General features: G+C 68.5%; 13 protein-coding genes and 1 tRNA gene. 4 read left to right on the forward strand and 10 right to left on the reverse strand.

Annotated features, from left to right (window positions below):
* Positions 1-37 precede the first annotated feature (37 nt).
* The gene (locus AB0H84_RS01265) at positions 38-1021 is read right to left on the reverse strand and encodes an NAD-dependent epimerase/dehydratase family protein (RefSeq protein ID WP_357596315.1); all 984 of its coding nucleotides are present in this window, start codon (positions 1019-1021) and stop codon (positions 38-40) included.
* Positions 1022-1181: 160 nt separating this feature from the next.
* Here AB0H84_RS01265 and AB0H84_RS01270 point away from each other — a divergent pair, with 160 nt between their 5' ends.
* Both AB0H84_RS01270 and AB0H84_RS01275 read left to right on the forward strand, forming a co-directional pair.
* Positions 1182-2549 (forward strand): ATP-binding protein, encoded by a 1368-nt coding sequence (locus AB0H84_RS01270; RefSeq protein WP_357596318.1) that lies wholly within the window; start codon positions 1182-1184, stop codon positions 2547-2549.
* A 26-nt stretch (positions 2550-2575) separates the two neighbouring features.
* Positions 2576-2887: a pyrophosphatase gene (locus AB0H84_RS01275; protein WP_357596321.1), complete on the forward strand. Its 312-nt coding sequence runs from the start codon at positions 2576-2578 to the stop codon at positions 2885-2887.
* A gap of 64 nt (positions 2888-2951) precedes the next feature.
* On the opposite strand, the gene AB0H84_RS01280 is transcribed toward AB0H84_RS01275, so the two are convergent.
* Entirely contained in the window at positions 2952-4739 is a 1788-nt protein-coding gene (locus AB0H84_RS01280) for a bifunctional metallophosphatase/5'-nucleotidase (RefSeq protein WP_357596324.1), read from the reverse strand.
* A gap of 108 nt (positions 4740-4847) precedes the next feature.
* Here AB0H84_RS01280 and mshD point away from each other — a divergent pair, with 108 nt between their 5' ends.
* Positions 4848-5753 (forward strand): mycothiol synthase, encoded by a 906-nt coding sequence (gene mshD, locus AB0H84_RS01285; protein WP_357596328.1) that lies wholly within the window; start codon positions 4848-4850, stop codon positions 5751-5753.
* Positions 5754-5762: 9 nt separating this feature from the next.
* Here the strand turns inward: mshD and AB0H84_RS01290 are convergent, their stop codons facing one another.
* The 3 genes from AB0H84_RS01290 to dcd form a co-directional block, all read right to left on the reverse strand.
* The gene (locus tag AB0H84_RS01290; RefSeq protein WP_357596331.1) at positions 5763-6767 is read right to left on the reverse strand and encodes an inorganic phosphate transporter; all 1005 of its coding nucleotides are present in this window, start codon (positions 6765-6767) and stop codon (positions 5763-5765) included.
* 5 nt (positions 6768-6772) lie between these two features.
* Entirely contained in the window at positions 6773-7390 is a 618-nt protein-coding gene (locus AB0H84_RS01295; RefSeq protein WP_106243913.1) for a DUF47 family protein, read from the reverse strand.
* Positions 7391-7556: 166 nt separating this feature from the next.
* A complete protein-coding gene (gene dcd / locus AB0H84_RS01300; protein WP_357596334.1) occupies positions 7557-8132 on the reverse strand; it encodes a dCTP deaminase in 576 nt (191 codons plus the stop codon).
* A gap of 106 nt (positions 8133-8238) precedes the next feature.
* Between dcd and AB0H84_RS01305 the strand changes: the two genes are divergently transcribed.
* Positions 8239-8309, forward strand: a tRNA-Gly gene (locus tag AB0H84_RS01305).
* Positions 8310-8402: 93 nt separating this feature from the next.
* On the opposite strand, the gene AB0H84_RS01310 is transcribed toward AB0H84_RS01305, so the two are convergent.
* The 5 genes from AB0H84_RS01310 to AB0H84_RS01330 are packed head-to-tail and all read right to left on the reverse strand — an operon-like array spanning position 8403 to position 13121.
* Positions 8403-9740: a site-specific integrase gene (locus AB0H84_RS01310; protein ID WP_357596337.1), complete on the reverse strand. Its 1338-nt coding sequence runs from the start codon at positions 9738-9740 to the stop codon at positions 8403-8405.
* Positions 9740-9946, reverse strand: coding sequence for a helix-turn-helix domain-containing protein (locus tag AB0H84_RS01315; RefSeq protein ID WP_357596340.1), 207 nt, complete (start codon positions 9944-9946; stop codon positions 9740-9742). The genes AB0H84_RS01310 and AB0H84_RS01315 overlap by 1 nt, the downstream gene beginning before the upstream one ends.
* Positions 9947-9958: 12 nt before the next feature.
* Positions 9959-11533: a replication initiator gene (locus tag AB0H84_RS01320; protein WP_357596343.1), complete on the reverse strand. Its 1575-nt coding sequence runs from the start codon at positions 11531-11533 to the stop codon at positions 9959-9961.
* Positions 11530-11694, reverse strand: coding sequence for a hypothetical protein (locus AB0H84_RS01325; RefSeq protein ID WP_357596345.1), 165 nt, complete (start codon positions 11692-11694; stop codon positions 11530-11532). Before AB0H84_RS01325 ends, AB0H84_RS01320 begins: the two co-directional genes overlap by 4 nt.
* The gene (locus tag AB0H84_RS01330) at positions 11691-13121 is read right to left on the reverse strand and encodes an FtsK/SpoIIIE domain-containing protein (RefSeq protein WP_357596348.1); all 1431 of its coding nucleotides are present in this window, start codon (positions 13119-13121) and stop codon (positions 11691-11693) included. Before AB0H84_RS01330 ends, AB0H84_RS01325 begins: the two co-directional genes overlap by 4 nt.
* Positions 13122-13198: the final 77 nt, after the last annotated feature.

Raw genomic sequence — 13198 nt, forward strand, 5'->3', positions numbered from 1 at the left:
CCTACGCCCGCCGCAACAGCCGCCGCTGCCGGTTGGCCTACGCCTGCCGCAACAGCCTCGCCTCCACCTCCGGGTCCAGGCCGAGGGTGGGTCGGTCGGGGCGTTGGGGGGCCTGGCCGCCGATGCCCCGCAGCCACGTCCACGTGTCCTGCACCGTCTCCTCCAGCGGCCGGCACCGCAGGCCCGCCGCCAGCGCCTTGGACACGTCGCCGCCGTGGATGAAGTCGTAGTCCTCGCCGGTCAGCCAGATCGGCAGGTCCCTCCACGGCTCCACCCCCGCCGCCAGGATCCGCTCGGCCTCGACCCATCGCAGCTCGGCGTCGGATCCCGTCACCTTCACGCAGGTCTCCAGCAGCTCCTCCGTCGTCACGAACCCCATCGGGCTCACCACGTTGTACGCCCCACCGAGGCCGCGCCGGCCCGCCTCCAGGCACCAGATGGCCAGGTCACGGGCGTCGATGTACTGCAGGCCGAGGTCTCTCCGCCCCGGGGCGAGCACCGGGCCGCCGCGGGCGATCCGGCCCAGCCACCACGGCAGGCGCCCGATGTTCTCGTACGGGCCGAGGATCGTGCCCACGCGGGCCAGCAGCGCCCGGTCACCGAAGGCCGCGACCGCGCCCAGCTCGGCCCCCGCCTTGTTGCTGGGGTAGTCGCCGTCCCCGTCATCGGCCGAAGCCGCCACGACGGGCGCGCTCTCGTCGGCGCCGTACGGCACCGGCTGCGCGTAGACCGAGCGGCTGGAGACGTAGACGTAGTGGCCTGCCCTGCCGGCCAGCAGCGCCGCGGCGTCCCTGACCGCGGACGGCGCCCACGACCAGGTGTCGACCACCACGTCCCACTCCCCGCCCTCCAGCGCGGCCAGCCCGCCGGGCGCCGTCCGGTCGCCGCGCAAGGCCGTCACACCCGCCGCCGGCTCGTGGCTGCCGCGGTTGAACGTCGTCACCTCCCAACCCAGCGCCTGCGCCTCCTCGACGACCGCCCGCCCCACGAACTCCGTGCCGCCCAGCACCAAAAGCCTCATGCCGTCCACCTTGGCCCGCCCGCCTCCAGGCCGGTAGGCCTCACGCCATCAGCGGAATCGCCAGGAGCGAAAGCCCGGGGCGCTCACCAGAGGTCATATTGCGATCGCCGTCCGAAGGGTAAATGTCACACACAGTGACACAGAGGGGGGATGGGATGGGATGGTGAGACGGCTCTTTCCGCGCTCGATCCGGGCGCGCCTGACCGCGGTCGCGACCTTGATAGCGGCGCTGGTCTTCACCGCCACGTCCGCCGTCACGCTCACCACCGTGCCGGACAACCTGCGCGGTGTCGTCCAGGCCAGGGTCGAGGTGGCCGTGCGGCGCGCGGCGAGCGAGGCACGTACGGGAGAGCTGTCCCCGGTGCTCGACCCCCCGATGCGGGTCCACCTGCTCCAGGTGGTCGCGGCGGACGGGAGGATGGTCGCGAGCAGCCACGGCGTCCCCACCGGCCTGCAGGTGACGGACCTCCGTCCCCCCAAGGCCGAGACCCTCTACACCACCGAGCGCACCGTCTACCGCAGCCCGGACGAGCCCGAGGCGCACTACCTGATCATGGCCCTCACGGTGCGGACGCCCCACGGCCCCGAAACGGTGTACGGGGCGTCCTCCCTGGCCGAGGTCGACCGAGCCCTCATCTGGGTCTATCTCCTGGTGTTCGCCGGCACCCCGCTCGTCCTGGTGAGCGTCGCGGGCATCGCCTGGGTCACCGTCGGGTCCGTCCTGCGTCCCGTCGAGCGCATCCGCGCCGAGCTGGCCGAGATCACCGGCCAGGACCTCAGCAGGCGCGTGCCCGTGCCCGAAACCGGCGACGAGATCACCGACCTCGCCACCACCACGAACGAGACCCTCGACCGCCTGGAACGTTCCGCCGAGACCCAGCGCCGCTTCGTCGCCGACGCCTCGCACGAGCTGCGCAGCCCCATCTCCGCCCTGCGCGCCCAGCTGGAGGTGGCGACCGCCTACCCGGACGAGACGGACTGGAAGGTCACGGGTGAGCGGGCACTGGCCGCCGCCGACCGCCTCACCGGCATCATCGAGGAGCTGCTGATGCTGGCCAGGCTGGACGCGGGCGCGGTCCCGGAGCGCCGCGTGGTGGACATGGCCCACGTGGCGCAGGAGCAGGTGCGCCGCCGCGAAGGCTCCCCGGTGCCCATCGTCCCCGACCTGTGCGCCGCGGCTCCGGTCTTCGGCTCGACCCTGCAGCTCGACCGCCTCCTCACGAACCTCCTCGACAACGCCGCCAGGCACGCCGCCACCAGGATCGACCTGGAGGTGTCGGTGGAGGGCGACAAGGTCGTCGTGACGGTGACCGACGACGGGGAGGGCATCCCGCCGCAGGACCGGGAGCGGGTCTTCGAGCGCTTCACCCGCCTGGAGAGCGCCCGGGTCAAGGACAAGGAGGGCAGCGGCCTGGGCCTGCCGCTCTCCAGGGAGATCGCCGCCGCCCACGGCGGCAGCCTCACCATCGCCGACCACGCACCGGGCGCCCGCTTCGTGGCCGTCCTCCCGCTGTACGGCCCACCGTGACCGCCGCCGCTTTTACACTCCCTTGCATGGAACTGCGCGGGCTCGCCACCGAGATCGAATCCATTTCCAGCCAGTACGCGGAACGCCTCGGGATCGAGCGCGACGACACCTGGTTCCTGCTCAAGCTCCAGGAGGAGGTCGGGGAGCTGACGCAGGCGTTCCTCATGAGCACGGGCCGCGCCAGGACCAAGGGGCGCACGGCGGAGGAGCTCGAGACCGGCTTCCGCGCGGAGCTGGCCGACGTGCTGTGCCACGTGCTGCTCATGGCCCACCACCACGGGGTGGACCTGGAGGCGGAGGTCACGCGCAAGTGGCTGGCCTGGAAGACCGAGAAGTGACAAAGGCGGCCCGCCCGGACAGAGCCGGACGGGCCGCGGGGCCGTAGGGGCCGCTAAAAGGGGATCAGTCGGTTGCGGTGATGCGGTTGGTGGCGGGCGGGGCCACCGGGTTGTTCTTACCGAGGTGATCGACGAAGGCGTCGATGTCCAGGGGCCCGCTCCACAGGTCGGTCCCGTCCCTGAAGCCGAGGAACGCGTCGCCCCCGCCCACCAGGAAGTTGTTCGCCGCGACCCGGATCGACTGCGTGTCCGTGACCGGCACCCCGTCGATCTTCATGTCGGACACCTTGGCGCCCCAGGCGGCGCTCCGGCTGTAGGTGTAGGTGAAGTTCGCCGAGGGTTGCAGGATCTTGGTGAACGCCTGGTTGTTGGGGCCGCCGGTGAACTGCTGCTCGAGCACCGTCTTGAGCTGGGCGCCGGTCAGCGTGACGACCTGCATGAGGTTGTTGAACGGCTGCACCGTGAACGCCTCGCCGTACGTGACGACGCCGTCGCCCTCGTTCGCCGGGGAGGCCGCGTACGTCAGGGACGCGCGCACGCCGCCCGGGTTCATCAGGGCGATCTGGGCGTTGCCGCCGGTCTTCGTGGCGGCGAGCTGGGCGTCGGCGATGAGGTCGCCGAGCGGGGATTCGCCGGAGGGCACGGCCACGTTCGTGATGTCGGCGGTGATCGTGCCGACGGGCTTGTTCGCGACGGGCGCGACGCGCTCCTTCCACGTCTGAACGAACGCGGAAATTTCGGGATCCGGGGTGACCGTCCGGGTCACGACGTGGTTGTCCGCCACGACCGAAGCGCGGTCGATGTCGCGCGTCTTGACGTTCACGTTCAGGTCCACCTGCGTGATGACCCGCCCGAACGAGCCGCCCTGCGAGTAGAGGCGGTCGTTGCCCGCCGGGTCCTTGACCTTGCACAGGTACGCCTGGTGCGAGTGCCCGCTGAGCACGACGTCGATCTCCGGGTCCACCTGCGTGGCGATGCGGTTGCCCGCCCCCGGGATGGCGCTGCACGCGTCGGGCGACTGCCCGGCCGTCACCTGGTCGCCTTCGTGCACCAGCACGACCTGCGCCCTCACCCCGACGAGCTTCAGCAGCTTGGAGGCGACGTTGGCGGCCTTGACCTCGTCCACGAACTTGAGATCCTTGATCCCCTCGCTCGTCACGATGCTGGGCGTGGTCTGCGTGACCAGGCCGATGAAGCCGATCGGCACGCCGTTCATCCACTTGATGCTGACCGGCGGCAGCGCGGGCACGCCCCAGTCCGACAGCACCTGCTTGACCTGCGGCGAGCTCGAGCCGCCGAGCGCGGCGAGCGCGTCGCTCTTCTCGTTGGCGTTCTTGAACAGGACGTTGGCGCCCACGTAGTCGAACGCCGCGCCCTTCCACGGGCCGGCGGGCGAGCAGCCGTCCACCGGGTGGCAGCCGCCCTTCATGATCCGCCGCAGCTCGGTGTAGCCCTCGTCGAACTCGTGGTTGCCCACTGCGGCCACCTTGAGCCCCAGCTTGCCCATGAACTCGACCGACGGCTCGTCGTGGTAGGCCGCCGAGATCAGCGGGGTGGCCCCGATGAGGTCGCCCTGGGCCACGGCGATGGTGTTCTGGTCGGCCAGCGCCTTCATGTGCGTGGCCACGTACGCGGCGCCACCGGCGTCGACCGTCTTGCCGTTCTCGTCCACCATGCGGCCGGAGGACCCGGTGGGAGGCTCGAGATTGCCGTGGAAGTCGTTGAGCGCGAGCAGCCGCACGGGGACCGTCTTGGCACCGCCGCTCGCGTCCGCCGGGAGGGTGGCGAGCATGACCGCACCCGAGGCGACGGCTCCGGCCATGGCCAGCCGGAGGAAAGAACGAGACGTCATGCCCCAAGACGTTACGGCCCCAAGCTATGCGGCCAATGTCGCAAAGGTAACGATTTGCCAGGCCAGGACATAGCGTTATTTGCCAGTCGTCCGCCTAGAGTTCGTTGTGTGAGCGTACACGTGAAGGTCAGGGAACGGCTCGATGACGCCGAGATCGCCGCGGTGCTCAGCCTGGTAGCGGCGGCGACGGAGGCCGACGGCGTCCGCCCGCTCAACGAGCACGTGATGCTCCACCTCCGCTACGGCGGCGATCCGCAGGCCCGCTCCCTCCTGCTGGAGGCCGGCGACATCCTGGTGGGCTACGCCCACGTCGATCCCACGGACGAGGTCGAGGGTCCGAGCGTGGAGCTCGTCGTCCACCCCGGCCACCGCCGCCAGGGACACGGCACGCGCCTGCTGAGCTCCGTCATGGAGCTCACGGGCGGCCGGCCGCGCCTGTGGGCGCACGGCGACCACGCGGGGGCCGCGGAGCTGGCGGCCAAGTTCGGCTTCGAGCGGGTGCGCTCGCTCTGGCAGATGCGCCGCTCCCTCTTCGCGCCCCTCGCGGCCTTCACGCTGCCCGACGGGGTACGGCTGCGGACGTTCGTACCCGGCCAGGACGAGGAGGCCTGGCTCAAGGTCAACTCCGCGGCCTTCGCCCACCACCCCGAACAGGGCGCCTGGACGATGGACGACCTGCTCCGGCGCGAACAGGAGCCGTGGTTCGACCCGGAGGGCTTCTTCCTGGCCTTCCGCGGCGACCGGCTCGCCGGCTTCCACTGGACGAAGATCCACGGCTCCTCGTCCCACGGCCACGAGCCCCTGGGCGAGGTGTACGTGGTGGGCGTAGATCCCACCCAGCAAGGCACGGGCCTCGGCAAGGCGCTCACCATTGCCGGGCTGTGCCACCTGCGCTCGCGCGGCCTCGCCCAGGCGATGCTGTACGTGGACGAGGCCAACACGGCGGCGATCAGAGTGTACGAGTCCCTCGGCTTCAACCGCTGGGACGTGGACGTGATGTACGGGCCCGCGTGAGCCGAGGGCTTACTCGACGATTCCGTGCAGGATGAAGTAGGACAGGGCGGCCACCGCGGCGGCGGCCGGAATGGTCAGGATCCACGCGGTCACGATGTTCCCGGCGACCCCCCACCGCACGGCGCTGAGCCGCTTGGTGGCGCCCACGCCCATGATCGCCGTAGTGATCGTGTGCGTGGTGGAGATCGGTGCCCCGAACCCGATGGCGGCCCCGTACAGCACGGTCGCCGCCGCCGACTCCGCGGCGAAGCCCTGGGGCGGGTCCAGCGCGATGATGCGCCGCCCCAGCGTACGCATGATGCGCCAGCCACCCGCGTACGTGCCGAGGGAGATCGCCCCGGCGGCGGAGAGGATGACCCACTGCGGGATCGGGTCGGACGGGGCGGCGAAGCCGCCGACGGTGAGCGCCAGGAAGATGACACCCATGGTCTTCTGCGCGTCCTGCAACCCGTGCCCGAGCGCCATGGCGGCGGCCGAGACGGTCTGGGCGTAGCGGAAGCCCCGGTTGGTCTTGCCCGGCTGGCTGTTACGGAAGATCCAGTAGATCGCGATCATGATCAGGGCCGCCAGGGAGAACCCGATCAGCGGTGACAGCACCATCGGGATGACGACCTTCTCGAGGACGCCGCTCCAGTGCACCACACTGGCCGAGGCCAGCGCGGAGCCCACCAGGCCGCCGATGAGCGCGTGGCTGGAGGAGGAGGGCAGTCCGAAGTACCAGGTGATCAGGTTCCAGGCGATCGCTCCGATGAGCGCCGAGGCCACGATGACCAGCCCGTGAGGGCCGTCCGGAGCATCGATGATCCCCTTGCCGACCGTCGAGGCGACCTGGGTGCCCAGGTGGGCGCCGATGAAGTTCATCGCCGCGGCCATGAAGAGCGCGGCTCTGGGGGTCAGGGCCCTGGTCGAGACGGAGGTTGCGATGGCGTTCGCCGCGTCGTGGAACCCGTTGGTGTAGTCGAAGGCCAGGGAGATGACGACCACGCCGATGACGAGGGCGAGCGTGAGGTCCACAGGGCTTAGCTTTCCTTGACCGCGATCGACTCGACGGTGTTGGCCACGTGCTCGAAGGCGTCGGCCGCCTCTTCGAGGGCGTCGACGACCTCCTTCATCTTCATGACGGTGAGCGCGTCGTACTCGCCGCTGAACAGCTTGGCCAGCAACCTGCGGTAGACCTGGTCGCCCTGGTTCTCGAGGCGGTTGACCTCGATCCAGTACTCGTTGAGGTTCTTCATGGACCGCAGCCGCGGCATGGCCTCGGCCGTCAGCTCGGCGGCCCGCTCGAGCACCTCGACCTGCCTGACCACGTCTTTCGGCAGATGGTCGATCTGATACAGGACGATGAGGTCGGAGGCTGCCTCCATGGCGTCCATCACGTCGTCGAGGTTGGACGCGAGGCGGTAGATGTCCTCGCGGTCGAACGGCGTGATGAAGCTCTCGTTGAGCCGGTTCATGATCGCATGGGTGCGTTCATCACCGGCGTGCTCGCAAGCACGCATCTTCTCGGCCAGGGCCTCCCTGTCCGATCCGTCGCTGATGATCTCCACTAGCAGGCGGGATGCGGTGACCAGATTGTTCGCGGAGTCGGCGAACAGGTCGTAGTAGCTGTCCTCACGTGGCGTGAGACGCAGGCGCACGTCGTTCTCCAGATGTGCGGGGATGGTCCGTGTAGAGGGTACGGGCTACCAGGCGAAATGCGAACTTCATGTCCCCTTCTCCTTCTGGCTACCCCACGTATGTTCTACGACACCGGGACAGAGAGTACTTTGAGATCTTTTTTTGTCTTAACGGGGGGAGCCCCTATCAGACCTTGGTGCGGTGAAAGTCCCTGAACGACCGCGACGGCGTGGGCCCACGCTGCCCTTGGTAGCGCGACCCGTACTTGGCGGAGCCGTACGGATGCTCGGCGGGCGAGCTGAGCCGGAACACGCACAGCTGTCCGATCTTCATCCCCGGCCAGAGCTTGATCGGCAACGTGGCCACATTCGACAGCTCCAACGTGACGTGCCCGCTGAACCCGGGATCGATGAACCCCGCCGTCGAATGCGTCAGCAACCCCAGCCGCCCGAGCGAACTCTTCCCCTCCAGCCGCGAGGCGAGGTGGTCCGGCAGCGTGATGACCTCGTACGTGGAGGCCAGCACGAACTCCCCCGGATGCAGGATGAACGGCTCATCGCCGTCGGGCTCGACCATCCGCGTCAGGTCCGGCTGCTCCACGGACGGGTCGATGTGGGGGTAGCGATGGTTCTCGAACACCCTGAAGAACCGGTCAAGCCGTACGTCGATGCTGGAGGGCTGGATCATGTCCTCGTCGAAGGGATCGAGGGCAAGCCGCCCGGCGTCGATCTCGGCAAGGATGTCACGGTCGGATAGCAGCACGGTGAGCAACTTACCGTCCGACCGGAAACTGTGCGGGGTCGGGATTGCTGTTGCACGCCAAGTTTCCGCTACAGTAGGGGGCGCGACTTCGGAGTTGGGGTCGTACGCGGGTGTAGTTCAATGGCAGAACATCAGCTTCCCAAGCTGACAGCGCGGGTTCGATTCCCGTCACCCGCTCTCAGACTGAAAAGCCAGGTCAGGGATGGATTCCCGACCTGGCTTTGATCGTTTCTGGGGCTCTTGTCGATCTTCCGTGCAATTAGCGTGCAATTAGCCCACGGGAGCCAGCGCACCCGCCGAGCCGCCATCGTGGCCCTCGTCGTGCTGCTTGAGCTGCTGATCGATGGCATTCGTGATCACCTGGTCGGCGCCCCTGACCGCGTGCTGGTAGATCATGGCCGCCCTGACGTTGTCGTGCCCCATCCGGGCCATCAGATCCTTGAGCCCGGCCCCCGACATCGCGGCCAGCATGTTCCCCGTGTGACGCAGATCATGGAAGTGCAGGCCGGGCAGACCCATGTCCTTGACCACCTCCACCCAGCGCGTACGGGTGTTGAAGCCGCTACGCCGCATCGGCCCGCCCTTTGCGGCCGGGAACATCAGCGCGCCCGGCTCGTCCTGGACGTAGGTGGCCAAGTGCTCCTTGAGGATGGGGACGATGCTCTCGGGGATGCCCACGGTCCGCCGGCCCGCCTTGGACTTGGGAGGCCCGAGGAGCAGGCCACCCGTTGAGCGCTCCACGAAGGCGACGCGTACGCGTACCGTCTTGGCGACGAGATCCACGTCCATCCGACGCAGCGCGCTGACCTCACCCCATCGGAGACTCGCGAAGGTGGCCAGGAGGACCATGGCACGGAACCGGCGATCTTGATCGGAGTCCGCCCTGCCGTCACGGGCCATCTCCCACAGCGCCCGCTCGGCTTCCGCCCTCGTCAGAAAGATCTCGGGATGCGTCCGCATCTCCCCATGACGCTGGAACCGGAGCCGGTAGACCCCGTCCTTGACCTTGCGCACGTTGCCGAAAGGACGACGGCCGAGGCGGTCAGCCAGCTCGAAGACCTGAGGCACGGTCAGCACTGGACGTTCCTCAGCGTGCTCGGCGTCTGCCCCACGGATCCGGCACGGGTTGCGAGGGATGATCCCATCGTCTTCCGCAGCCGTCATGAGCACGGCCCGTAGCAGCCGGTACGCCTTTGCCAGCATGGTCGGTGACACGCCCTTGCCGAGCAGGTCGGCCCGCCATCTCCGGACCATGGCGGTAGAGAGCTTCCCGAGCTGGACACTGCCGAGGTAAGGCGTGATGTGCTTGTTCAGCGTCCAGGTGTAGAGATCGGCGGTTCGCGGACGCAGGCCCGGACGTTCCTTGATCCACGTCTCGGCGTAGTCCTTGAGCTTGATCTTGCCTCGCTCGGGGTCGATCCAGTCTCCCCTGACGATCTCGGCCTCGATGAGGGAGAGCGCGCGTTCGGCGTCGCCTTTCCGCTCGTAGGTCTCGGGAGCGTTGTGGCGCCGCCCATCCGGACCGAGGTAGGAGGCTTGATACCGGCCGGAGGGAAGCTGACGGATGTTGCCGAAACGGCGGTGATTCGGCCTGTTGCCCTTGGCCATCAGGCAGCCCTCCCCGTGACGTCATGGCTTGTGAGCGGTGCGACGGTGCCCGCGACGACGAAGGCGATCAGTGCGGACTCACGGATGCGGACGTGTCGCCCGACCTTGACGAACTCGATCCGGCGTTCGGCGATCAGCCTGCGGACGAAGCGGACCGAGGTGTGCAGCAGCTCGGCCGCTTCCGGGACGGTGAACAGTTGGTCCAAGATCTCCCCCTCTCAAGCTGCCTGTGGATTTGCCGAAAGGCTTTGTTCTTCGAGCTGTCTCAGGTGGGCGCGCCATCGCTGCCGTTCGGCGATGGATCGAAGGAGCCGAACGCCGATCGGCGCCAGATCGGGATCGCCTGGTTTGACGGGCTGCCAGACGTAGCGGTGCGGGTCAGTGGGCTCGTCGGCCTGACCGAGCGCTTCCAGGACCCAGGTACGGCGGTCCTGCTTGTGCTCGGCGAGCGTCTTGTTGCTCCACTTGCGGGAGACGAGGACCCGGCGACCGGCGTAGCCGAGGTGTTCAGGCTTGTGTGCCTTGGACTTGCACCGACCGGGGACCATCCCCGACTTGGCATTCTTGGGCTGCACGCCGTACCGCAGCCAGTTCGGGCAGGTCGGCGAGCAGGGCTCGTAACGCAGGGCATCGACGAAGCGAGCCGCGTGCTCCCGCTGCGCCTGACCGTCCAACGTCTCGCCGAGGCTCTTCGTCAGATACTTGGACAGGTATCGGATGCACTGATCAGCGTCCGGTGACCCGGCGAGCACGCCCTTGACGTCCACCTGATCGCCGAAGCGGATCACGTGCATGGGCTCGTCGCCAAGCTGGTCGAGGGCCTCGTCCCAGGTGGGGAGCACCTCCCCTGTGTCGGGGTCCACGTAGCCGATGCCGTCGTTCCAGACGGGCAGGTGCTCGCCCTCGAAACACGCCTCGTCGGCCTGCGGCCACCAGACCTGGTGATAGGTGGCCGCCGCTATCTGCTTCATCTCGGCGCGCGGCAGAGTGCCGCGGATGGCCATGTGCAGGTGCGGCGCGAGCCGCTTCTGAGGCTCCACCGTGGCGAAGTACTGCACGTCATAGCCAGCGACCCGGCGAAGGTTCTGCACGAACCTGTCCACGAGCTTGGAGAAGTGCAGCGCGTCACGAGCAGCCCGCACGTAGTCGTACGAGTCCGGATCGATGGGAGCGCCGTTCATGACCTTGCCGTAGCTCGGCAGGGTGAGCGTGACGAACAGAGACGGCCGGTAAGTCTTGCCATCAGCCGCCTCGAAGGTCCGCCCCAGAGTCGTGCTGGCCATCTTCCGCTTGGGCAGGTCCGGGGCATCTTGGCGACGCTTGGTTGAGCGGACTCGCTTGGCGCCCGTACGGCCCAGCACGTTCCCGCGCATCCCGGCCTCGTTGATCTCGATGTCGAGTCCGGTGAGAACGGCGTCCAAGTCGGCGGTGTCGCCGCCGGCCTTTCCTTCCTTGTCCCGCTTCGCCTGCATGTCGGCCCGGAACTCGACGAGCCAGCGCTGCCCGTCGGTCGGCTCGTTGGGCGTGATGATCGGCTCCTCGTCGAGGTGCCAGCCCTCCCGGCACTGCGCCATCCGGAGTTGCCGGTTCCGCTTGGCGCACGGAGGACACTTGCTCTCCAGCGGCGAACCGCACGGGACATCGACGACCTCTGACTTGCCGGTGGTCATGTCGATCCGCCTGAGCGCAACGGGCCGGATGCAGACGCCGTGAAGCTTGGCGATCTCCTCAGCCACATCACGGGCAAGTGGTTGGGCCATCCGCAGGGCACGAGGCGTGGACCGGTCTGTCATCGCCTCTCCCCCGTGGTCGCTTCGCCGCTCTCGGGAAAGGTCAGTGCCGACTGTCCACACTCGCGGCACTCGACCACCGCCCGGGATGGGTCGAGCCAGAGCGCGTTGAGGGTCTTGCAGGTCCAGCAGCGCAGCCCGTCCAGGAAGTGGGCCAGGGTCATCGGGCCTCACCGCCCGCCGGGGCGAACTCGGCGACCATGGCGCGGATGTCGGTGTCGGAGACGTAGGCAGCGCGAACCCGTACCGGATCGGGTGAGGTTTCCAGTCGCGTGTAGCCGACGCCAGCGCCCAGGGTGGGGTTCGGTGAGATCTGGTCGGCCAGGGCGCCACGGTCACGGGCACCGTCGCCGAGCACCATGTCTACCTGTTCCGACTCGTCCAACCTCATGGCGATCTTGTCGGGGAACAGGTTGCGGATGTTCATGACCTCCTTGCGCGGGTCTTGGAGAGCCGCCAGGACGCCGACGCCGACCGCCCGCCCTTGGGTGGTGAGGGTGGCCAGCGCGGCGGAGATGCGCTGACGTAGCTGCCTGTCGTGCTGGTAGGCGGTCAGGAACGCCACCTCATCGACGATGACCAGAATGAACGGGTCCTCCACGGTGGGGGTGTGGGAGCGCTGGACACCGCCGAAGCGCGCGGCGCGTTCCTGCATGACCTTGGCGGCCTGCTCCAACAGGTCGGCGCACCCATCGGGAGTGGCGGCGTAGTGGGGGCCGAACAAGGCACCGCCGAAGGACAGCTCCATCAGCTTGGGGTCCAGCGCCCACAACTCGACCAGGCCCGCCCGCACGGCCGGAAGCAGGGCGCGAATGGTGGACCAGATGATCGAGCCCTTGCCCGCGCCAGTGGCACCGACCACCAGCACATGCGTACCGTGCACCTTGAGCCGCCATGGCCGCCCGTCTTCCTGCTTGCCGACCTCGACCGGCCCCACGGTCGGCTCGTCGGGCAAGGGTAGGGCCGGGATCGGCGTGGCCAGGGGATCGGTACGCGGGAAGGTCAGCGTGATCCGGCCGGCCTGCGTCAGCGCCACGCGGCAGGAGGTGGCGCCGAACCCCTGGGCGAGGTGATCGATTCGGTCGGCCCAGTCCTTGACCGCCTGCCCCTTGAGCATGCGCACGGTGACCTGATCGGCCCACGCCGTGCAGGTGACCTTGCCGAGCCGGGGCAGGTAGTCACGACCACGGATGTGCCGTCCCAGTCCGGAGACGATCATGACGGGTTGCCAGTGGCGGCGGTAGACCCAGATCAGCCGCCACCAGGTCAGCAGCCGCCAGCCGACCCAGCGGGCGAAGGAACGGCGATCGACGACGGCCCAGGCCGCCAGGCCCGCCAGCGGTGGAGCGACCATGAGAACGGCCACACGCCAGCCGTACAGCCAGCCCAGCGTGATGGGTAGGGCCGTTGCGGTGAGGGCGATGGGATGCCGCCAGGCCAGGCGCACCAGCCGGGCAAGGACGCGCCAGGCGAAGATGACGATGGTGACGATAGCCGGAGTGGTCACGACGGCCGGGCGGAAGACAACGGCCGTGTCAGGCGTGGTGGTGACGAGGCTGCGTGCTTCGTCACCAGGGAGCTTGCGGAACATATGCTTGATGCCTCTCGTGATGTGGTGTCAGGGGAGAACCGAGGGGCCGCCGGAAGTTGGCGCTTCTGGCGGCCCCG

This window comes from Nonomuraea sp. NPDC050786 (assembly GCF_040654115.1).
Classification (GTDB): domain Bacteria; phylum Actinomycetota; class Actinomycetes; order Streptosporangiales; family Streptosporangiaceae; genus Nonomuraea.

Bases quoted from the DNA above. Each gene is read 5' to 3' on its own strand.
- AB0H84_RS01265 (WP_357596315.1), bottom strand. From the start codon at position 1,021: ATGAGGCTTTTGGTGCTGGGCGGCACGGAGTTCGTGGGGCGGGCGGTC.
- AB0H84_RS01270 (WP_357596318.1), top strand. From the start codon at position 1,182: ATGGTGAGACGGCTCTTTCCGCGCTCGATCCGGGCGCGCCTGACCGCG.
- AB0H84_RS01275 (WP_357596321.1), top strand. From the start codon at position 2,576: ATGGAACTGCGCGGGCTCGCCACCGAGATCGAATCCATTTCCAGCCAG.
- AB0H84_RS01280 (WP_357596324.1), bottom strand. From the start codon at position 4,739: ATGACGTCTCGTTCTTTCCTCCGGCTGGCCATGGCCGGAGCCGTCGCC.
- AB0H84_RS01310 (WP_357596337.1), bottom strand. From the start codon at position 9,740: ATGGCCAAGGGCAACAGGCCGAATCACCGCCGTTTCGGCAACATCCGT.
- AB0H84_RS01320 (WP_357596343.1), bottom strand. From the start codon at position 11,533: ATGACAGACCGGTCCACGCCTCGTGCCCTGCGGATGGCCCAACCACTT.
- AB0H84_RS01325 (WP_357596345.1), bottom strand. From the start codon at position 11,694: ATGACCCTGGCCCACTTCCTGGACGGGCTGCGCTGCTGGACCTGCAAG.
- AB0H84_RS01330 (WP_357596348.1), bottom strand. From the start codon at position 13,121: ATGTTCCGCAAGCTCCCTGGTGACGAAGCACGCAGCCTCGTCACCACC.